Origin of the sequence: Streptantibioticus parmotrematis, assembly GCF_019890615.1 — a bacterium.
Taxonomy (GTDB): domain Bacteria; phylum Actinomycetota; class Actinomycetes; order Streptomycetales; family Streptomycetaceae; genus Streptantibioticus_D; species Streptantibioticus_D parmotrematis.
Genome location: NZ_JAINVZ010000025.1, coordinates 49068 through 70053, shown reverse-complemented (window position 1 = coordinate 70053; position 20986 = coordinate 49068). Strand labels below are relative to the sequence as shown.

General features: G+C 73.6%; 11 protein-coding genes. 1 reads left to right on the top strand and 10 read right to left on the bottom strand.

Annotated elements, in window-relative coordinates; translation table 11 throughout:
• Window positions 1-86: 86 nt before the first annotated feature.
• From K7472_RS27240 to bldG, 10 genes are all read right to left on the bottom strand, one after another.
• Window positions 87-1682, bottom strand: a complete 1596-nt coding sequence (locus K7472_RS27240) for an alpha/beta hydrolase (RefSeq protein ID WP_222981226.1) — start codon at window positions 1680-1682, stop codon at window positions 87-89.
• Between the two features lie 121 nt (window positions 1683-1803).
• A complete protein-coding gene (locus tag K7472_RS27235) occupies window positions 1804-2832 on the bottom strand; it encodes a hypothetical protein (protein ID WP_222981225.1) in 1029 nt (342 codons plus the stop codon).
• Window positions 2833-3305: 473 nt separating this feature from the next.
• Window positions 3306-4520, bottom strand: coding sequence for a DNA polymerase III subunit delta' (locus K7472_RS27230; protein ID WP_222981224.1), 1215 nt, complete (start codon window positions 4518-4520; stop codon window positions 3306-3308).
• A gap of 171 nt (window positions 4521-4691) precedes the next feature.
• Window positions 4692-8132: a dTMP kinase gene (gene tmk, locus K7472_RS27225; RefSeq protein WP_222981223.1), complete on the bottom strand. Its 3441-nt coding sequence runs from the start codon at window positions 8130-8132 to the stop codon at window positions 4692-4694.
• 157 nt (window positions 8133-8289) lie between these two features.
• On the bottom strand, window positions 8290-11169 hold the full coding sequence (topA, locus tag K7472_RS27220) for a type I DNA topoisomerase (protein ID WP_222981222.1): 2880 nt from the start codon (window positions 11167-11169) through the stop codon (window positions 8290-8292).
• Window positions 11170-11440: 271 nt separating this feature from the next.
• Complete coding sequence (locus K7472_RS27215) at window positions 11441-12982, bottom strand: DUF7059 domain-containing protein (RefSeq protein ID WP_372458097.1); 1542 nt, start codon at window positions 12980-12982, stop codon at window positions 11441-11443.
• Window positions 12983-13112: 130 nt separating this feature from the next.
• Window positions 13113-13829 (bottom strand): small secreted protein, encoded by a 717-nt coding sequence (locus K7472_RS27210; protein ID WP_308014108.1) that lies wholly within the window; start codon window positions 13827-13829, stop codon window positions 13113-13115.
• Between the two features lie 208 nt (window positions 13830-14037).
• Window positions 14038-16545 (bottom strand): sodium-translocating pyrophosphatase, encoded by a 2508-nt coding sequence (locus K7472_RS27205; RefSeq protein WP_252396318.1) that lies wholly within the window; start codon window positions 16543-16545, stop codon window positions 14038-14040.
• Window positions 16546-17306: 761 nt separating this feature from the next.
• Window positions 17307-17789 (bottom strand): ATP-binding protein, encoded by a 483-nt coding sequence (locus K7472_RS27200; RefSeq protein ID WP_222981220.1) that lies wholly within the window; start codon window positions 17787-17789, stop codon window positions 17307-17309.
• Window positions 17790-17927: 138 nt separating this feature from the next.
• A complete protein-coding gene (gene bldG, locus K7472_RS27195) occupies window positions 17928-18269 on the bottom strand; it encodes an anti-sigma factor antagonist BldG (RefSeq protein WP_109448826.1) in 342 nt (113 codons plus the stop codon).
• A gap of 161 nt (window positions 18270-18430) precedes the next feature.
• On the opposite strand from bldG, the gene sftH reads away from it, so the two are divergent.
• Window positions 18431-20896 (top strand): DEAD/DEAH box helicase, encoded by a 2466-nt coding sequence (gene sftH / locus K7472_RS27190; RefSeq protein WP_222981219.1) that lies wholly within the window; start codon window positions 18431-18433, stop codon window positions 20894-20896.
• The last annotated feature ends 90 nt before the right edge of the window (window positions 20897-20986 follow it).

The window sequence follows — 20986 nt, the reverse complement described above, 5'->3', positions numbered from 1 at the left end:
CACGTGCGGCGACCGCGCCGCCGACTCCGGTCCACGTGCTCCGCCCGCCCACGGCCACCTGCGGCCGCCCCGCGCCCCCGGCGCGTTCACGCGCAGCGCTTGCCCTCCGGCGGGAGCTTGTCCTGGAGGAGGTAGCCGTTGACCGCCGTGTCGATGCAGTCGTCGCCGTTGACGTAGGCCGTGTGGCCGTCGCCCTCGTAGGTCAGCAGGCGGCCGCTCGTCAGCTGGCCGGCCAGGGAGCGGGCCCACGCGTACGGGGTCGCCGGGTCGCGGGTGGTGCCGACGACCAGGATCGGGGCGGCACCCCTGGCGGGGATGCGCTCGGCGCGGCCGGTGGGCTTGACCGGCCAGTTCGCGCAGCTCAGGCTCATCCACGCGAAGTCGTCGCCGAACCGCGGCGACTCCTTCATGAACGCCGGCATCGCGGCCTTCACCTGCGCCGGGGTGGTCGCCGCCGGGGGCAGGTCCAGGCAGTTCACGGCGGCGTTGGCGGCCATGAGGTTGGAGTACGTGCCGTCCGCGTTGCGTTCGTAGTACTGATCGGAGAGGGCGAGGAGCTGGCTGCCGTCGCCGCTGTTGGCCGCGCTCAGCGCCTGCCGCAGCAGGGGCCACAGCTCCTTGGAGTACATCGCCTCCATCAGCGCGGTCTCGCCGAGCGACTGGCCGAGCGTGCGGCTCTGGCCGGTGGCCAGCGGGTGGGCGTCCAGCCGGTTCAGGAACGACGCGATGTAGGTGTTGGCGGCGGCCGTGCTGCGACCCATCGGGCAGTCAGCCCGCGTCACGCAGTCCTTGGCGAAGGCCTGGAACGCCGTCTCGAAGCCGCCGGCCTGCGTCTCGGCCATCTTCAGCGAGGACAGCGACGGATCCATCGCGCCGTCGAGCACGACGTGACCGACCCGGCTGGGGAAGAGGCCCGCGTACGTCGCGCCCAGGAACGTGCCGTACGACTTGCCGACGTAGTTGAGCTTGGCGTCGCCCAGCAGGGCGCGCAGGACGTCCATGTCGCGGGCCGAGTCGATGGTGCTGACGTGGCCGAGCAGCTTGGCGGAGTGCTGTTCGCAGGCCTGGCCGAACGAGTTGTCCGCCTTGGACAGCGCGTCGACCTCGGGCTGGGTGCGCGGTGTCGTGTCGACCTCGGTGTACGCGTCCATCTGGGTGTCGCTCAGACACTTCACCGGTGCGCTGCGGGCGACGCCGCGCGGGTCGACGGCGACCAGGTCGTAACGGGCCCGCACCGGCGCCGGATAGCTGGCCGCCACGTTGTCCAGGTAGTCGATGGCCGAGCCGCCCGGGCCGCCGGGGTTGAGCAGCAGCGAGCCGATGCGGGAGCCGTGGCCGCTCGCGCGCTGGCGGGAGACGGCGAGCTTGAGGTCGTCGGAGGCGACCGGGTGGTCGTAGTCGAGCGGCACCCGCATCGTGGCGCACTGGAAGCCCGGGCCGTCGCAGGAGTGCCAGCTGAGCTTCTGCGTGTAGTACGACTGGAGGTCGGCCGGGATTCCCGAGGGCAACGGGGCGAGGCTCGGACCACTCGACGAGGTGACCGCCGCCGTGCCCGCCGTGGCCCCGGTGCCCGTGGTGGCCGCGGCCGCGCCCCGGCCGTTGCCCGACGAGCAGCCGGAGAGCGTCAGGCCCGCGACGGCGAGCACGGTTGCCGAAGTGCGGAGCATGCGCGCGGTGTCCATGGCTGCCACAGGTCCTCCCGTCGGGTCTGGCGAGCGTATCCGCACCCCGGGCGGTGGCGCGCGTCCAGCGCAACTCGTACGAGTGACGCCGGAGTCGGCGGACGGCGTGCGCCGGGGCTCGTCACGAGGCCGGACGCGCCGGGCCCGCCAGCTCCTCGGTGAGGTATTCCGAGACCAGGGCCAGTTCGTGGCGGCGGGCGTCGCCGCCGGTACCGGGGTCGGGCACCACGCCGTCGATGATCCGCACGCGTACGCCCACCCGGCGCAGCGCCGCCCGCAGCCGCAGCGCCGACGCCCGTTGTCCGTCCTCCCCCGACGCCGACGCGAGCAGGACGTGCGGAGCGGAAAGCGGCCGGACGCGCGGCACCCCGACGGCACCCTTGCCGTACGTGCCGGAGACGCCCACCGCGGCGCCGAACCGTCCCGGGTTCGCCAGCGCCGCCCGCACCGCGCACGCGGCCAGCGCACCGACTCCGACCACCGCCCGGGCCCCGCGCCCGCCGACCGTGCGGTAGTGCCGCGCCGCCGTGGCGAGGGCCTTGCCCGGATCCACCGAGCAGTCGCGCGGCAGCACGATCACGAACGGATCGGCCAGCCCCTGCCGCACGTGCCGCACGAACGCCGGGTACAGCGGCTCGCGGTCCGGCGCGGTCGCCGGCAGGTAGGCGACCACCATCGGGAACGCCTGCGACGCCCTGCCGCCGTACGCGTACTGCGGGGGCAGCCAGACCCGGGTGCCGTCCGCGAACCGCTGGAGGGTGCCGCCCGCCGGGCGCGCGATGGTGACCGGCGCGGGCTCCACCGCGTTCTGCGGCGCGGCGTGCGGGACGGGTGCCTTACGGACCGGAGGCGCGGGCAGGGTGGGGGCGGCGAGCGGCGCACGGGCGGCGGGCTCTCCGTCCGGCAGGCTCACCGCGGCCACGATCCCGCAGGTCAGCACGGCGAGGGCGGCGGCGGCCCGAAGGACGGCGGGACGGTAGTTCTCGGGGAGTTCGTAGGCGCGGCCGGCGCGTTCCAGCGTCCAGCGGGCGACGGCGGTACGCCCGAGCCAGAGCGCCGCAGCGACGGCGGTGACGAGCAGCACGACGCAGAGCAGCGTGATCGCCCCGGCGGAGGCGGACGCCGCCTCGTACGCCGGTCGCGGAAGCACGCCGGACACGCGGGACGCGCCGGGCATGCCAGACACGCGGGACGCGCCGGACAGCACCGTCGACAGGGGTGAGGGCGGCGCGGACGGCGACGGTGACGGCCACGGCCACAGCGGCGAGACCGATGAGGCCGATGAGACCGACGAGACCGATGACGACGAGGCCGATGACGAGACGGGCAGCGACACGGGCAGGGACAACGGACGCACCACCTGGGGGACAGCGGCGGACAGCCGGGCGGACCGGCCCGGCCGCGGTCGCCGGGTGGGGTCGCGCGGCGTCGCGGCTACGGCACCGCCGCGAGAGAGCGGTCCCGGCCGGCCCCAGCCAGCGTGCAAGGCTTGCCCCCGCCGGACGCGCAGCGAACCGCGCCGCGTCCGATGATCACCCGAAGGCACCAACCGCCCCCGCGCCGGGCTGACGCCACGTCAGCCAGTGGACGGCGCCCGCACGCGCTCAACCCGACCGCACGCGCTCAGCCCGCGCGCAGCGCCATCGTCATCGCCTCGACCGCCAGCAGCGGTGCCACGTTGCCGTCGAGCGCCTCGCGGCAGGCGAGGATCGCCTCGATGCGGCGCAAGGTCTGCTCCGGGCGGCCGGAGGCGGCTATGCGGTCGATCGCGTCGCGCACCTCGGCGTTGGCGACCGGCGCCGCGGTGCCCAACTGCACGGCCAGCACGTCGCGGTAGAAACCGGCGAGGTCGGTCAACGCGAGGTCCAGCGTGTCGCGCTGGGTGCGGGTGGAACGGCGCTTCTGGCGGTCGGCCAGCTCCTTCATCACGCCCGCCGTGCCGCGTGGCATCCGCCTGCCTGCGCCGGACGCGGCGCCCAGCGCGGCCCGCAACTCCTCCGTCTCCTTGGCGTCGACCTCCTCCGCGACCTGCTTGGCGTCCTCGGTCGCCGAGTCCACCAGCGTCTGCGCCGCCTTCAGGCAGCCGCCGATGTCGCCGAGTTGCAGCGGCAGGCGCAGCACCGCGGCGCGGCGGGCGCGGGCCCGCTCGTCGGTGGCGAGCCTCCGGGCCCGGTCGATGTGGCCCTGCGTGGCGCGGGCCACGACGGCGGCGAGCTCGGGCTCGATGCCGTCCCTGCGCACCAGCACGTCGGCCACCGCGTCCACCGGCGGCGTGCGCAGCGTCAGCAGGCGGCAGCGGGAGCGGATCGTGGGCAGGACGTCCTCCACGGAGGGCGCGCACAGCAGCCAGACGGTACGGGGGGCGGGCTCCTCGACCGCCTTGAGCAGCACGTTGCCCGCGCCCTCGGTGAGCCGGTCGGCGTCCTGAAGCACGATCACCTGCCAGCGCCCGCCCGCCGGGGACAGCGACGAGCGGCGCACCAGGTCCCGGGTGTCCTTCACGCCGATCGACAACTGGTCGGTGGCGACCACCTCGACGTCGGCGTGCGTGCCGACCAGCGTCGTGTGGCAGCCGTCGCAGAAGCCGCAGCCGGGCACGCCGCCCAGCGCGCGGTCGGGGCTGACGCACTGGAGCGCGGCAGCGAAGGCGCGCGCGGCGGTGGCACGGCCGGAGCCGGGCGGGCCGGTGAACAGCCACGCGTGCGTCATCTTCGACGTGGCGGAGGAGGGCGCCTCGCCGGAGGCGACCGCGGTCACGAAGGCGTCGGCGTCCCGGGCGGCGGCGGTCAGCGACTCGACCACCGGGCCCTGGCCCACCAGGTCGTCCCACACGGGCATCGGCGGTCCCTCCTCTCCTGCGTCGTCGTCCCCCATTGTGAGGGGTGGGTCCGACAACGCCGACAACGCCGGCAACGCCGACGCCCCGGACTGCCGGAGCCCGGCGACCCCGATTGCCCGAGGGGCCCGACGACTCCGACTGCCCGAAGGGGCCCGACTCCGGCCCGCCGCTCAGCGCCTGCCGCGCCCCCGGCGGCCTTCGCGCCGCTCGTCCTGCCGCTCGCCGTGCCGCTCGTCGCGGTCGTCGTGGTGCTCGTCGCGGTGGTCGTCCTCGTCGCGCGGGCCGAGGAGTTCGTCCGCCAGGGTCGGCAGGTCGTCGAGCGGGGTCTCCTCCGCCCAGCTGGGACGGGGGCGCTTGGCGGGCCGCGGCGGGACGTCCTCCCCGGATTTCGCCTGCGGGTTCGCGCGGCCCCGCGCGTTCGGGTCCGTCACCTGCGGCAGTTCGCGGGTGCGCTCGACCGAGGACTCGGCGCGCTCGTCGCGGAACAGCCCGGGCGGAACGCGGTCCGCCGGGTTGCCGCGATCGCCGCCGCCCGGACGCACCGGAGGCAGCACGGCCGTCTCGTCGTCGGACGCGGAGGGCCGGACCGGCCGGACCGGAGGCAGCACCGCCGTCTCGTCGTCGGCGGGGGGCGCCGAGGGCCGGACCGAGGGCATGGCCGTGGTCGCCTCGGCGTCCGGATCCGTACGTCGGCCCGCCGCCGGGTCCGCACTGCCGCCCGCCGCCGGGTCCTGAACCGCCGGGACCTCGATGGTGCGGGTCTCGTCGGTGCGGGTCTCGTCCGTGCGCCCCAGGTGCGGGGTCTCGACGGTCTGCGTCACGTCGTCGGCGCGCGGCGCGGGCGCGGCAGCCGGTGTCTCCACGGTCTGCGTCGTCTCGGCGTCCGGCCCCTCGGAAGACCGCCCAGAAGGGCCCTCGGGCTCGGCGTCGGCACGGCCCTCGGGCTCGGCGGGGGTCCTGGCGGCCTCCTGGGCACGCCGGGTCTCCTCCGCCCGCCGTGCCTCCTCGGCCAGCCTGGCCTCTTCCGCGCGCCGGGCCTCCTCCGCCAAGCGGGCCTGCTCACGGGCGTGTTCGGCACGCAGGAGCGCTTCCTCGGCCTTGCGCTGCTTCTCCAGGCGGCGGGCCTCCGCCTCGGAACGCAGGCGATCCTGCTCCTCCTTCTGGCGGCGCAACCGTTCCTGCTCCTCGGCGCGGGCGCGTTCCTCCGCCTCGCGACGGGTTCGTTCCTCCTCCGCGCGCTTGCGGGCCTCCTCGGCCGCCTGGCGGGCGGCCTCCGCCTGGCGTTCGGCCTCCTCGCGCTTGCGCCGTTCCTCCTCCTGGCGCTTGCGCTCCTCCTCCTCGGCGCGCAGCTTGGCCAGTTGCTCCTGCCGCTCGCGCTCCAGCCGCTCCTCCTCGGCCTTGCGGGCGGCCTCCTCCTCGGCGCGCCTGCGGGCCTCCTCGGCGGCCTTGCGCTCGGCTTCCGCGCGGGCCTCGATCTCCTGCTGGGACAGCGGCAGCAGGTGGTCGAGCCGGTGCCGTACGACGCGGGTCACGGCCTGCGGCTCCTGGCCCGCGTCCACCACCAGGTAGCGCGAGGGGTCGGCGGCGGCGAGCGTCAGGAAGCCGCGGCGCACGCGGTCGTGGAACTCGGCGGGCTCGGACTCCAGCCGGTCCGGTGCCTCGGTGAACCGCTCCCGCGCGGTCTGCGGCGAGACGTCGAGCAGCACGGTCAGGTGCGGTACGAGGCCGCCGGTGGCCCAGCGCGAGATGCGGGCGATCTCGGTGGGCGCCAGGTCGCGACCCGCGCCCTGGTAGGCGACGGAGGAGTCGATGTAGCGGTCCGAGATGACGATCGCACCGCGGTCCAGGGCAGGACGGACCACCGAGTCGACGTGCTCGGCGCGGTCCGCCGCGTACAGCAGCGCCTCGGCGCGGTGCGAGATGCCCGCGCTCGCGACGTCCAGCAGGATCGAGCGCAGCCGCTTGCCGATGGCGGTGGCGCCGGGCTCGCGGGTGACGACGACCTCGTGGCCCTTGCCCCTGATCCACTCGGCGAGCGCTTCGACCTGCGTGGACTTGCCCGCCCCGTCGCCGCCCTCGACGGCGATGAAGAACCCGGAGGCCGCCGGGGCCTGCGCCGGGTCGTCGCCGCGCAGCGCCTCGCGCAGATCGCGGCGCAGCGGTACGCCCTGCCGGTCGTCCAGCGTCCCGATGACCAGCGCGGCCACCGGCAGCAGCAGCGCGCCGACCAGCATCAGGGTGAACGCGGCGCCGCCGTGGTCGAAGGTGAACGACCCGTCGACCAGCCGGTGCGGCCCGATCAGCCCGGCGACCGCGGGCGCGGCCACCGCGGCGACGGCCACCGCGACCCGGACCACCGCGTGCAGGTGTTCCGTGGTCCGCGTCCGGCGCGCCTCCTGGGCCTCCTGGTCGATCAGGGTGTGCCCGGTGTTGGCGGCGAGCCCGGCCGCGTAGCCGGCCAGCAGCGACAGCGCCAGCACGGTCACCGGGTCCGGGACGAGGCCGGTGAGGAGCAGCGCGATCCCGGTGACGCCGATCGCCAGGCCCAGCAGGCGGCGGCGGGACAGCGTGGGCAGGACGCGTGGGGCGGTGCGGATGCCCCAGACCACGCCGCCGGTCAGGGCGACCACGAGCAGGCCGAAGCCGACCGGCCCGAATCCGAGGTCCACGGCGTGCAGGACGGCGACCGCGACCGAGGCGGCGATCGCCCCGGCGACGGCGGCGCAGGACAGGACCAGCGTCGGCAGGGCGCCGGTGCGGCCCTTCTCGGCGCCGGCCGGGCCCTTGGGCAGCCGCAGGCCCTCCAGCGGGGAGCGCGGGCGCGGGGTGGCGCCGCCCGGGAGTTCGAGCAGGTAGAGCACCGCGACCGAGGCGGCGAACAGCCCGGCGGCGACGTAGCTGACGAGGGCGACGTGGTGGGTGGCGAACCACTGGGACCACACGCCGAGCAGGTTGTTGACGAGCGCGGCGGCGATCAGACCGGCCGCGGCGACCGGCAGCGCGACGAACCCGGTGCGCAGGTCCAGCCTGCGCAGCGCGTCGAGGTGGTCGGGCCCGGGGCGTACGCCGTCGGCGGGCGGTGCGGGCAGCAGCGCGGGGGCGGCGCCGTCCTTGGCGACGTTCCACACGCGTTCGGCGACGCCGGTGACGAAGACGGTGACGAGCAGCCAGGTCAGCGCGCTGCTCGGGAGCCAGTCGATCCACAGGGGCGCGACGACGAAGAGGCCGAGGCGGACCGCGTCCGATCCGATCATCGTCCAACGCCGGTCGAGCACGCCCTGTGGCGCGGTGAGCGTGGAGAGCGGGCCGAGCAGGACGGCGCCGAACAGCAGTCCGGCCAGCAGCCGCAGGCCGAAGACGACGGCGATCGCGAAGCTGACGCCCCGGTAGCCACCGCCGAACACCTGCTGGGCCACGGCCGCCTGGACCGCCAGAGCGAGCAGCGCCAGCAGCCCGAGGCGGTCCCCGACGGAGCTGGTGACCTGCGCGGTCCACAGCCTGCGCAAGGCCGGGACCCGCAGCAGGGCGGTCACAGCACGCTCGCGGGAGTCGGCGGCGAGTGCGTTGGTGAAGTCTTCGGGCTCGCCCGTTGGCTGCTCGGCACGCGTCATCCTGCCAGCCTAACCAACACGCGGGCGGCGTAACCGCCCCGCCCGAACGCGCGCACCGTGCGGTGACGCCACCGTGACACGACGATCAGACGAGCGGAGTGCCGGACCGACCATCGGTCGGTCCGGCACTCCGCTCGTCAGCAGATCGTTCAGCAGGTCACTCGGCGGACTCCGCGGAGGACGCCGGCTTCCCGGCCGCGGCGGTCTTGGCCGTGGTCGTCTTCTTGGCGGCGGCCTTGGCCGTGGTGGTCTTCTTCGCAGCCGTCTTCTTCGCCGCCGCGGTCTTCTTGGCGGGGGCCTTCTTGGCCGGAGCCTTCTTGGCCGGAGCCTTCTTGGCGGCGGCCTTCTTGGCGGTCTTCTTCGCCGGGCCCTTGGCGCGCTTCTCCGCCAGCAGCTCGTAGCCGCGCTCCGGCGTGATGGTCTCCACGTCGTCGTCCCGGCGCAGCGTCGCGTTGGTCTCGCCGTCGGTGACGTACGGGCCGAAGCGGCCGTCCTTGACGACCACCGGCTTCTCGCTGACCGGGTCGGTGCCCAGCTCCTTCAGCGGCGGCTTGGCGGCGGCCCGGCCGCGCTGCTTGGGCTGCGCATAGATGGCCAGCGCCTCGTCCAGGGTGATCGTGAAGAGCTGGTCCTCGGAGGTGAGCGAGCGCGAGTCCGTGCCCTTCTTCAGGTACGGGCCGTAGCGGCCGTTCTGCGCGGTGATCTCGACGCCCTCGGGGTCGGTGCCGACGACGCGCGGCAGCGACATCAGCCGCAGGGCGTCCTCCAGCGTCACCGTGTCCAGCGACATCGACTTGAAGAGCGAGGCGGTGCGCGGCTTGACCGCGTTCTTGCCGGTCTTCGGGGTGCCCTCGGGCAGCACCTCGGTGACGTACGGGCCGTAGCGGCCGTCCTTCGCGACGATCTGACGGCCGGTCTCGGGATCGGCGCCCAGCTCGAAGTCGCCGCTGGGCTTGTCCAGCAGCTCCTGGGCGTGCTCGACGGTCAGCTCGTCCGGCGGCAGGTCGTCGGGCACGTCGGCGCGGTGACTGACCTCCTCGCCGTTCTCGTCACGCGTCATGCGCTCGACGTACGGGCCGTAGCGGCCGACGCGCAGCATGATGCCGTCGCCGACCGGGAACGAGGACACCTCGCGGGCGTCGATCGCGCCGAGGTCAGTCACGAGCTCCTTCAGGCCGCCGAGGTGGTCGCCGTCGCCGTTGCCCGCAGCGGCCGCGTCGCCCAGGGCGTCGCCGGACTCCTCGCCGAAGTAGAACCGCCGCAGCCACGGCACGGACTGCGCCTCGCCGCGCGCGATCCGGTCGAGGTCGTCCTCCATCCTGGCGGTGAAGTCGTAGTCCACCAGGCGCCCGAAGTGCTTCTCCAGCAGGCCGACGACGGCGAAGCTGAGGAAGGACGGGACGAGCGCGGTGCCCTTCTTGAAGACGTAGCCGCGGTCGAGGATGGTGCCCAGGATCGTCGCGTACGTCGACGGGCGGCCGATCTCGCGCTCTTCCAGCTCCTTGACCAGCGACGCCTCGGTGTAGCGCGCCGGGGGCTTGGTGGAGTGGCCGTCGGCGGTGATCTCGTCGGCGGTCAGCGCGTCGCCCTCGGCGACCTGCGGCAGCCTGCGCTCACGGTCGTCCAGCTCGGCGTTGGGGTCGTCGGCGCCCTCGACGTAGGCCTTCATGAAGCCGTGGAACGTGATGATCTTGCCGGACGCGGAGAACTCGGCGTCCCGGCCGTCCGACGCGCGGCCGCCGACCTTGACGGTGACGGACTGGCCGACGGCGTCCTTCATCTGCGAGGCGACCGTGCGCATCCAGATCAGCTCGTACAGCTTGAACTGGTCGCCGGTCAGCCGGGTCTCGGCCGGGGTGCGGAAGCGGTCGCCGGAGGGGCGGATCGCCTCGTGCGCCTCCTGGGCGTTCTTGACCTTGCCGGCGTAGGTGCGCGGCTTGTCCGGCAGGTAGTCGCCGCCGTAGAGCTGGGTGACCTGGGCGCGGGCCGCGGTGATCGCGGTCTCCGACAGCGTGGTGGAGTCGGTACGCATATAGGTGATGAAGCCGTTCTCGTACAGCTTCTGGGCCACCGACATCGTGACGCTCGCGCTCATGCCGAGCTTGCGGGACGCCTCCTGCTGGAGGGTCGTCGTACGGAAGGGGGCGTAGGGCGAGCGGCGGTACGGCTTGGACTCGACGGAACGGACGCTGAACGAGCTGTCCGCGAGCGCGGCAGCCAGCGCCCGGGCGTTCGCCTCGTCCAGGTGCAGGACCTGGACGCCTTCCTTGAGCAGCCCGTTCGGCCCGAAGTCGCGGCCCTGGGCGACCCGGCGGCCGTCGACGGAGGTCAGACGGGCGGAGAAGGTGCCCGGGTCGGTGGCGTCACCGGCGCGGCCGGTGGAGAAGGAGCCGGTCAGGTCCCAGTACGAGGCGGAGCGGAACGCGATGCGCTCGCGCTCCCGCTCGACGACCAGCCGGGTGGCCACCGACTGCACGCGCCCCGCCGACAGCCGGGGCATGACCTTCTTCCACAGCACCGGGGAGACCTCGTAGCCGTAGAGCCGGTCGAGGATGCGGCGGGTCTCCTGGGCGTCGACCAGGCGCTTGTTCAGCTCGCGGGGGTTGCGCACCGCGTCCTGGATGGCCTGCTTGGTGATCTCGTGGAAGACCATCCGGCGCACCGGCACCTTGGGCTTGAGGACCTCCTGCAGGTGCCAGGCGATGGCCTCGCCCTCGCGGTCCTCATCGGTGGCGAGCAGGAGTTCGTCGGCGTCGGCGAGCAGGTCCTTGAGCTTCTTGACCTGGCTCTTCTTGTCGCTGTTGACGACGTAGACCGGCTGGAAGTCGTGCTCGACGTCGACACCGAGGCGACGCACCTCACCGGTGTACTTGTCCGGCACCTCGGCGGCGCCGTTCGGCAGGTCGCGGATGTGCCCGACGCTCGCCTCGACCACGTAGCCAGGGCCGAGGTAGCCCTTGATCGTCTTCGCCTTGGCGGGCGACTCGACGATGACGAGGCGGTGGCCGCCCTGCGCGGTGTCGGTGGTCGGGGACAACTTCGGCTCTTCTCTCGGGGTCGGAAGGGTGACGCTGCGGAGTGTGACCGTAACCCAGGCCCCCGTGTCAAACGGGAAAAGTCCGCGGGCGCCACTCGAACGGTAACCCGACAACCGTGCTTTCCGCCGCACGGACCGGGTGGTACGGGCGGTTCCGGCGCGCGGCGGGACGGCCTCGCGCGTCCGGCACGCCGGAGCGGGACAGCCTGCCGCACGAGGCGGGACCGGGCCCGGCGCGGCCGGGAAGTGCCTGCTCAGCCGGGCGCCGCGGTCAGTCCACGGCCTCCAGGAAGCCCTGCTCGACCAGCAGCCGGATCGAGGCCGGGGTGCGGTCGCGCAGCACCACCGGGTCCTCGCCGAGCAGCTGCGCGATGGCGTCGAGGATGCGGCCCGCGCTGAGCGTTCCGTCACACACCCCGGCGAAGCCCGCGCCGACCGTGTCGACCTTGGTGGCCCGGCGCATGCCCTGGTTGCCGCGGAGCACGACGTGCTCGGGGTCCTCGGCGCCGGGCGCGCCGACCTGCTCCTGGACGACCTCCTCGGCCAGCCGGAAGCGCGCCGCCAGCAGCGAGGCGTCGTCGTGGGCGCGCAGGAAGTCCTGGCGTTCGAACCAGCGCTGGATCTCCTCGCCCAGCGGCTGGCGCACCGGGTGCGGCCACTCCTCGGCGGTGACGGACGGGACGTCGGCGCCCGAGTTGCGCAGCGTGATCCAGCCGAAGCCGACGCCCTTGACCTTGGCGCGTTCGAACTCCTCCAGCCACGCGTCGTAGCGCGCCGCGTAGGTGGCCGGATCCGCACGGTGATCGCCGCCGTCGCGCAGCCACAGCTCGGCGTACTGCGCGGGGTCCTGAACCTCGCGCTGCACGATCCACGCGTCGCAGCCCCGCGGCAGCCAGGAGGTGACGCGCTCGCGCCAGTCCTCGCCCTCGACGTGCTGCCAGTTGGCGAGCAGCTGGCAGTAGCCGCCGTCGGTCAGGTGACCGGCCGACCGCTGGACGAGGGCGCGGCACAGGTCGTCGCCCGCCATGCCGCCGTCGCGGTAGACGAAGCGCTCGCCGGGTGAGATCACGAAGGGCGGGTTGGAGACGATCAGGTCGAAGCGCTCCTCCCCGACCGGCTCGAAGAGGCCGCCCTGCCGCAGGTCGGCCTCGGGCGCGCCGGACAGCGCGAGGGTCAGGCGGGCGAAGGCCAGGGCGCGCGGGTTGACGTCGGTCGCGGTGACCCGGGCGGCGTGCGTGGAGGCGTGCAGTGCCTGCACCCCGGAGCCGGTGCCCAGGTCGAGGGCGGTGCGCACGGGTGTCCGTACGGTGATGCCGGCGAGCGTGGTGGACGCGCCGCCGACGCCCAGCACGAGCTGCGAGCGGTCGGGCGCCTTGTCACCGAACGACTCCGCGCCGCCGCCGATGCCGCCCGCGCCGCCGACCGCGCAGCCCAGGTCGGAGACGATCCACCAGTCCTCGCCCGCGTCGCCCGCGTACGGCCGCACGTCCACGGTGGCGCGCACGGCGTCGGCGCCGTCCTCGGGGGCCTCGCGCAGCCAGCCGTCGGCCAGCGCGTCGTCCAGCGGCAGCGCGGCGCGGGCCTGCTCCCGGGTGGCTGCGCGCTGGAGGAGGAAGACCCTGGTCAGCGTCTCCAGCGGGCTGCCGCCCCGGGTGGCGCGCAGCGCGGGCACCGTCTCGCCGCGCGAGAGCGCCGCGTAGGCGGTGGCGCCCAGCAGGTCCAGGCAGCCGTCGGCGGTGAAGGCGGCGGCCCGCAGCGCGTCACGCAGGCGGGCGGTGCGGGCGGGGTCGGGCGTGGGAAGGCTCTGCGGGATCACGCGGCCATTCTCGCCGAAGAGCCCACCCCGCGCCCGAACCGGTACGACCACCGTCGCGTATGGCGTCCGTCCCGTATGGCGTCCACTACGGCGTTTACGGCGTTCCGCCGGCTCCGAGACGGTCCCGTCAGCTCTGGGACGACGCGGACGACGACGGCTTGACCGACGTGGACGACGACGCCGAGGGCTTCGTGGAACCCGAGGGCTTGGCGGACCCCGAGGGCGCCGTGGACGCTCCCGGGCCGCCGGAGCCGGACGCGTCGGGCGAGGGCGCGAGCGTCGGCGCGGTCGTGGCCTTCTGGCAGCCGGGCTGCTTGGCCATCGCCTGGCCGATGCCGTCGGCCTGGAGCTTGGCGAGCGCGTCGTCGCCGTTCTTGCTCAGCGTGGTCACCTGGTTGGGGATGGACCCCAGGCCCTGCGCGAACTTCGCCTGGTCGGAGGCGTCGAGGCCGCCGACCTTCTTCTTGAGGTCCGCGTACGCGCCGGAGATGGCGTTGAGCTGGTCGACCGCGTTCTTCTGGAGCGCGGCACCGTTGCCGACCGGCGGCGCGCCGGCGTCCTGGATGCCGCTGGCCAGCGCCTTGTACGCGTCCGAGATCTGGCCGAAGGCCGTCGAGTCGGTGCTCTGGACCTGCGAGGGCGAGGCGCCGCTGCTGGAGACCGACGCGATGTCGTTGTCGGCGTTCTGGATCTTCTGCCGCTGCGGCTGGACCTGGTCGCAGACGCTCTTGGCGTAGTCGTCCGTCTTGTTGTCCGAGCTGCCGCACCCCGCGAGCGCGAGTGTCGCGGTCGCCGCGCAGCACAGGGCGGCGGCGAGCCTCTTGTTCAGCGGGCCGATGTTCACCGGGGGGACCCCTTCCGTGGTTCTCCGGCCCCGGAATATACGCGGCGAGGTGGGGGCGACCACGAGTCGGCCAGGTGGTACGCCCGGTATTGGAGCCATATGCACCACGCGGCACGCCGCCGGTCGACCGGCCCGCGCACCCCCGCACGGCGACGGGCGGCGCGCCCGATGCGCGCCGCCCGTCGCCGTGTTGACGGTATGGCGGATATCACGAGCTGGACACCACCGCGGGGTCGGCTGATCGCGCGGCGGGCTCGCTGTTGTCTTCGTCACCCACGGCGACCGAGCGCCGCTTGGAGACGTAGACGGAGCCGACGATCACCAGCAGCGCGAGCACCGCGACGCCGACGCGCAGCCCGACGCTCGCCTTGTCTCCGTAGGAGTACGTGACGATCGCGGGGGCGATCAGCAGCGAGACCAGGTTCATCACCTTGATCAACGGGTTGATGGCCGGGCCCGCGGTGTCCTTGAACGGGTCGCCCACGGTGTCACCGATGACGGTGGCCTCGTGCGCCTCGCTGCCCTTGCCGCCGTGGTGGCCGTCCTCGACCAGCTTCTTGGCGTTGTCCCAGGCGCCGCCGGAGTTGGCCAGGAAGACCGCCATGAGCGTGCCCGCCCCGATCGCGCCGGCCAGGTAGGCGCCGAGCGCGCCGACGCCCAGCGAGAACCCGACCGCGATCGGCGCCAGCACCGCGAGCAGACCGGGGGTGGCCAGCTCCCGCAGCGCGTCCTTGGTGCAGATGTCCACCACGCGGCCGTACTCCGGCTTCTCGGTGTAGTCCATGATCCCGGGGTGCTCGCGGAACTGCCGACGCACCTCGAAGACCACCGCGCCGGCCGAGCGGGAGACCGCGCTGATGGCCAGGCCCGAGAACAGGAAGACCACGGCCGCGCCCAGCAGCAGGCCGACCAGGTCGTTGGGCTGGGCGATGTTGAGACTCAGGCTCAGCCCGTGCGCGGCCGAACCGACCTTGGCCACCTGGGTGTTGATGGCGTCGGTGAACGAGCCGAACAGCGCGGTCGCCGCCAGCACGGCCGTCGCGATCGCGATGCCCTTGGTGATGGCCTTGGTGGTGTTGCCGACCGCGTCGAGGTTGGTGAGCACCTGCGCGCCCTCACCCTCGACGTCGCCGGACATCTCCGCGATGCCCTGCGCGTTGTCGGAGACCGGGCCGAAGGTGTCCATGGCGACGATCACGCCGACCGTGGTCAGCAGGCCGGTCCCGGCGAGCGCGACCGCGAACAGCGCCAGCGTCAGCGAGCCGCTGCCGACCAGGAACGCGCCGTAGACCGCGAGGCCGATCAGCACCGCCGAGTAGACGGCCGACTCCAGGCCCAGCGAGATGCCGGAGAGCACCACCGTCGCGGGACCGGTCAGCGACGACTTGCCCACGTCGCGCACCGGACGGCGGGAGGTCTCGGTGAAGTAGCCGGTCAACTGCTGGATGAGCGCGGCCAGCACGATGCCGATGGCGACCGCGACCAGCGCGAAGATCCGCGGATTGCCGCTGTGGTCGGTGATCGCGGCCGGAACGCCCTTGAGATCCGAGAATCGCGCGGGCAGATAGACGAAGACGGCCACCACCACGAGCACCAGGGAGATCACGGCCGAGATGAAGAATCCGCGATTGATCGCGGACATTCCGCTGCGGTCGGAACGACGCGGCGCCACCGCGAAGATTCCGATCATCGCAGTGATCACACCGATTGCCGGGACGAGCAGCGGAAAGGCGAGTCCCGAATTGCCGAACGCGGCCTTGCCGAGGATCAACGCGGCGACCAGCGTCACCGCGTAGCTCTCGAAGAGGTCGGCGGCCATACCGGCGCAGTCGCCCACGTTGTCGCCCACGTTGTCGGCGATGGTCGCGGCATTGCGCGGGTCGTCCTCGGGAATGCCCTGCTCGACCTTGCCGACCAGGTCCGCGCCGACGTCGGCGGCCTTGGTGAAGATGCCGCCGCCGACGCGCATGAACATCGCCAGCAGCGCGGCACCGAAACCGAAGCCCTCCAGCACCTTCGGCGCGTCCGCCTTGTAGACGAGCACGACGACGGAGGCGCCGAGCAGGCCGAGGCCCACCGTGCACATGCCGACCACGCCGCCGGTGCGGAACGCGATCTTCATGCCGCGGTGCGAGACGGTCGTCAGGTCGGCGGCCGGCTCACCGGGGCCCGGGGTCGCCGCCCGGGCCGCCGCGGCGACCCGTACGTTCGCCCGGACCGCGAGCCACATGCCGATGTACCCGGTGGCGGCCGAGAAGACCGCGCCCACCAGGAAGAAGATCGACCGCCCGGCCCGCTGCGTCCAGTCGTCGGCGGGCAGCAGCATCAGCAGGAAGAAGACGATCACGGCGAAGACGCCGAGGGTCCTCAACTGCCGCATCAGGTAGGCGTTGGCGCCTTCCTGCACGGCCTCCGCGATCCGCTTCATGCTCTCGGTGCCCTCGTCCGCGGCGAGCACCTGGCGGACCAGGACCACGGCGACGAGCAGCGCGATGATCGCCACGGCGGCGATGACCAGGATGAGGGTGCGGTTGCCGCCGGTCAGGACCGGCGCGAGCGCGAACGCCCGGCGGATCTGGCCTACGGGGTGCAGCAGTTGGGCCGACTGGAGCAGCTGGCCCGGGTGGCCCAGGTGGCCCGGGTCGAGGAGCTGGGTCCGGTGATCCGGAATGGATTGCTGTGACTGATGGAGCAGTGGGGAAATGTGGGGAAGCATCTGCGCGTGGTACGCGAGAGGGGTGTCTGGCCCCGCCATTCGTCCTCCTTGACGTTTGGCACGTGGGCGCGCGGCCGCGGTTCCACCGCATGCCGCGTCGCTCAGGCGAGCTGAGTCAGCGCTGAGTCAGTTGAGCAAAGATGGACGGATTGTAGGGAGCGGGAACCGATCAAAACAGTACGCGGGAACGAGAATTCGCCGGTGACCCGGCCCGTCCGCCTGCGGGAAATCGCGCTCCGGGTGAAGAAATCACTGATTACGGTGAACGCGGCGGCGTGGAGTAGACCCCTGGAATTGATCTCCGCCCGGCGGATTCGCGACGCGGGAGCCGGCGTTTTCCGTTACGCGGGTGGGCTTTTGAGGCGTGAGGTGCCTGAAGTGGCGGCGGGGTGGGGGGAATTGGGTCGCGGGCGGGAGGCCGCGGGCGGGGCGCAGGGTGTGGCTGAGGAGGCCCGGGCGGGGCGCGGCGGTGTGGCTGAGGAGGCGCGGGAGGGGGTGCGTGGGCCGGAGCGCGTGGGCTGGAGTGCGGGGGTGCCTGCGCGGCGGGCGCGTGGGGCGGGGCGCCTGAACGGGGGTGTGTGCGCGAGGGTGCGTGGGCCGTGGCGCGGCGCCTGAGCCGCGCGCCGGAGCGGAGGCTCGCTCGTGAGCGGGTCGGGGACGCGCGGCACGCCAGTGGGCGCGGCGGCCGGGAGGCGTGCGGCAGTGGGGTCCTGGGAAGCTTTGGGGAGGGGTGGCGGCGCCCTCAGGGGCTCGCCACATCGCTACGGGAGGTCGCCCGGCCCGGTCGTCGGCCAGCTCATGCGGATGCTGCCGCCGGTCGGGCCCGCGATGACCTCGACGTCGTCCACCAGCCCGCTGATCACGGCGAGGCCCATCTGCCCGTCGTCGTCGCCGTCGTCCGCGCCGGGCTCGCCGGAACCGGGGGTGCTCGGGTGCGGGCGGCCCGCCGCGTCGTCGGCCTCGGCGCGGGCCGCGGCCGTACCGGAGGCCTCGTCCGGTACCTCGTCCCCGACCTCGATGGAGAACTTCTTCTCCTCCTCGGTCAGCAGCACCCGCACCGGCAGGTCGACCCCGTTGAGCCGGTGCAGCCCCACCGCGCGCGTGCAGGCCTCGCCCACGGCGAGCCTGACCTCGTCCAGCAGGGCCTCGTCCACGCCGGAACGGCGCGCCACCGCGGCCGCCACCAGGCGGGCGGTGCGGACGTGCTCGGGCTGGGCGCTGAAACGCAGCTCAACGGTGGCCATGGCCTCCCCCTCGGTCTTTCGGGCGTGCACAACAGGGGCCCGGGCTCCTCTTCGGCCCGGTACCCCCGTTACTCAGGCGATCGCGAACGCGGCACGGCGGCGGCCGGCCAGGGGCCACGCCACGCCACCGCGCACGGCTCAGTCAGTCGCCGAGACAGCCTCGTCGACCGAGGTGTGAATCGGGAACACCTTGGTCAGACCGGTGATACGGAAGATCTTCAGAATGCGCTCCTGGTTGCACACCAGACGCAGCGAGCCCTCGTGGGCACGCACTCGCTTCAGGCCGCCGACGAGCACGCCCAGGCCGGTGGAGTCGAGGAAGTCGACGCCTTCCATGTCCACGACCAGGTGGTAACTACCGTCGTTGACGAGCTCGACCAACTGCTCGCGCAGCTTGGGCGCGGTGTAAACATCAATCTCGCCACCGACCTCGACGACCGTACGGTCACCAACGGTTCGGGTCGACAGGGACAGGTCCACGAGTCCTCCAGCACCTTGCATCGAGCGGTCGCCCCCCAGGGGCCTCCCCACCGAAGGTAGGGGAGGGATCGGCAGCCGCGATGGCATTCAATCACTTACCGGCGGGCGAGCACGACGCCTTGCGGCGATTGTCCGTCACACCGGTGACACACTGAGTGCCGATGGCCCACGATCCCCGACCACAGCCGGCGCACGACCGCCCTTCCCCAGCCACAGTCCTGCACCGGCTGGCGGCTGGAGCGGGCCGCGCCGCGCGCATCACTCATACGGAGCACTTGCCCCCGACCACCGCCAGACATGCCGATTGGCCTGATCAGATCCGGCCCGAGGTCCTGGCGGCGGTCCGCGCCGCGGGCATCGCGCGCCCCTGGGAGCACCAGGCGCACGCCATGGCGCACGCCCTGCGCGGCGAGTCCGTGGTGATCGCCACCGGCACCGCCTCCGGCAAGTCGCTCGCGTATCTCGCCCCGGTGCTCAGTGCTCTGGTCGAGGGCGCCGAGGCCCCGAACGGCCGGGGCGCCACCGCTTTGTACCTCGCGCCGACCAAGGCGCTCGCCGCCGACCAGCGCCGCGCGGTGTCGGCGCTGGCCGCCCCGCTCGGCACCGCGGTCCGCGCGGCGGTCTACGACGGCGACACGCCGTTCGAGGAACGCGAGTGGGTCCGCCAGTACGCCACGTACACGCTGACCAACCCGGACATGCTGCACCGCGGCATCCTCCCCGCCCACCAGCGCTGGGCCTCCTTCCTGCGCCAGCTGCGCTACGTCGTGATCGACGAGTGCCACACCTACCGCGGCGTCTTCGGCTCGCACGTCGCCCAGGTGCTGCGGCGGCTGCGCCGGGTCTGCGCGCGCTACGGAGCCGATCCGGTCTTCCTGCTCGCGTCGGCCACCGCCGCCGACCCGGCCGAGGCGGCGAGCCGTCTCACCGGCGTCACGGTCCACGAGGTCACCGACGACGCCTCCCCCCGCGGCGAACTCGTCTTCGCCCTGTGGGAACCGCCACTGACCGAGCTGAGCGGCGAACGCGGCGCTCCGGTCCGCCGCACCGCCACCGCCGAGACCGCCGACCTGCTGACCGACCTGGTCTCCCAGGGCAGCCGCACCGTCGCCTTCGTCCGCTCCCGGCGGTCCGCCGAGCTGATCGCGATACTCGCCCAGGACCGGCTTGCCGAGGTGGACCGCTCGCTGCCGGAACGGGTCGCGGCCTATCGCGGCGGTTATCTGCCGGAGGAACGCCGGGCACTGGAGCGCGACCTGCACAACGGCCGCCTGCTCGGCCTGGCCTCCACCACCGCGCTGGAACTCGGCGTGGACGTCTCCGGCCTCGACACCGTCCTGCTGGCCGGCTATCCCGGCACCCGGGCCTCGCTGTGGCAGCAGGCGGGGCGAGCCGGACGCGGCGGTCAGGGCGCGCTCGCGGTGCTGGTGGCCCGCGACGACCCGCTGGACACCTATCTCGTGCACCACCCGGACGCGCTGTTCCGCCGGCCGGTCGAGTCCACCGTCCTCGACCCGGACAACCCCTACGTCCTCGCGCCCCACCTGTGCGCGGCCGCCGCCGAACTGCCGCTCACCGACGACGACCTGACACTCTTCGGCCCCGAAGCCGCCGACCTCGTACCGCAGTTGGTCAAGCGCGGGCTGCTGCGCCGACGCAGCGGAGGCTGGTACTGGACGCGCCGGGAACGCGCCGCCGACCTCACCGACATCCGTGGCGAGGGCGGCCGGCCGGTCCAGGTGGTCGAGTCGGCGACCGGGCGGCTGCTGGGCACGGTGGACGCCTCCGCCGCCCACGCCTCGGTGCACGAGGGCGCCGTCCACCTCCACCAGGGCCTCACCTACGTCGTCGAACGCCTCGACCTCGACGACGCCGTGGCCCTCGTCGAGCAGGCCGATCCGCCGTACTCCACGATGGCCCGCGAGACCACCGCGATCACCATCCTGGGCACCGACACCGAGGAACCCTGGGGCGACGCGCGGCTGTGCTTCGGCTCGGTGGAGGTCACCCACCAGGTCGTCTCCTACCTGCGCCGCAAACTCATCACCGGCGAAGTGCTCGGCGAGACCAAGCTCGACCTGCCGCCGCGCACCCTGCGCACCCGCGCCGTGTGGTGGTCCGTCACCGACGACCAGCTCGACGCCGCGCGCATCCACCCCGAGGAACTGCCGGGCGCGCTGCACGCCGCCGAACACGCCTCGATCGGCATGCTGCCGCTCTTCGCCACCTGCGACCGCTGGGACATCGGCGGCGTCTCCTTCCCCCTGCACCCCGACACCGGCCTGCCTTCGGTCTTCGTCTACGACGGCCACCCGGGCGGCGCGGGCTTCGCCGAACGCGGCTTCCGCACCGCGCACGCCTGGTTGCTGGCCACGCGTGAGGCGATCGCGGCCTGCGAGTGCGAGTTCGGGTGCCCGTCGTGCATCCAGTCGCCCAAGTGCGGCAACGGCAACGACCCGCTGGACAAAGCGGCCGCCGTCCGCCTCCTGGACTGCCTGCTGTCCGCGCGACCCGAGGAGTCCGCGCGGCCCGAGGGAGAGGACGCGAACGGGGCGGGTGGCGCGGGGAGCGTGGAGGACGCGGGGGACTTCGGCGGTGCGACCGAGCGTGGGCCTGCGGCCGAGTGACCGTGAGGCGCGGTGCGCGGATCCAGGTGTCGGCGCCGCCCCCGGGCGCCCGGCCGCCCGGGCGCTCGACGGCGTGGAACGGGCCTGCGC